The sequence below is a fragment of the Vibrio sp. 1078-1 genome (assembly GCF_033340475.1).
The window spans coordinates 1-1,006 of sequence record NZ_JAWOWM010000109.1; the positions used below are offsets into that span (position 1 = coordinate 1).

Annotated in this window: 1 protein-coding gene; it reads left to right on the forward strand. The window is 46.5% G+C overall.

Translation table 11 applies throughout. The features are described 5' to 3' along the window. Positions 1-1,006 (forward strand): 3-phosphoshikimate 1-carboxyvinyltransferase (aroA, locus tag R7190_RS25935; protein ID WP_318137689.1); only part of this gene is annotated, 1,006 nt, incomplete at both ends.

A 1,006-nucleotide genomic window follows, 5' to 3' on the forward strand; every position in this document is an offset into this window, starting at 1 on the left:
CCGTTCTCAGTATCAGAACCTGTCGAGCTCTTTCTGGGCAATGCGGGCACAGCCATGCGACCTTTAGCAGCCGCACTTTGTGTTGGTCAAGGTGAATATGTGCTTACTGGCGAGCCTCGTATGAAAGAACGACCAATTGGTCATCTTGTGACTGCATTGCAAGAGGCGGGAGCAGATATTGAATATCTGGAAAACACAAACTACCCACCACTAAAGATTGTCGGTACTGGTCTGAAAGCAGGCACAGTGTCGATTGATGGTTCTATTTCTAGTCAGTTTCTCACGGCTTTTTTGATGTCTGCACCACTTGCCGAAGGCGAAGTGCGTATTAAGATTGAAGGTGATTTGGTATCAAAGCCTTACATTGATATTACGCTGCATATCATGAAGCAGTTCGGTGTCGAAGTGATCAACAACGACTATCAAGAGTTTGTGATTCCAGCTGGTCAGCACTATGTTGCGCCTGGTGATTTTCTTGTGGAAGGGGATGCTTCGTCGGCCTCTTACTTTTTAGCGGCGGCTGCAATCAAAGGCGGTGAAGTCAAAGTAACTGGCATCGGTAAAAATAGCATCCAAGGTGATATTCGATTTGCTGATGCGCTAGAAAAAATGGGCGCAGAGATTGAATGGGTCGATGATTACGTTATTTCCCGCGTCGGGAAGCTTAAGGGCATCGATATGGATTACAACCATATTCCAGATGCAGCAATGACCATCGCGACGACGGCTTTGTTTGCTGAAGGTACCACGGCAATTCGCAATGTTTATAACTGGCGTGTAAAAGAAACCGATCGTTTGTCTGCAATGGCAACAGAGCTTCGTAAAGTTGGTGCGGAAGTGGAAGAAGGTGAGGATTACATCATCGTTAAACCAGTACCTCACCTTAAACATGCGGCGATTGATACCTACGATGATCATCGTATGGCGATGTGCTTTTCTCTGGTGGCGTTAAGCGATACACCAGTGACGATTAATGACCCGAAATGTACGTCCAAAACATTCCCGG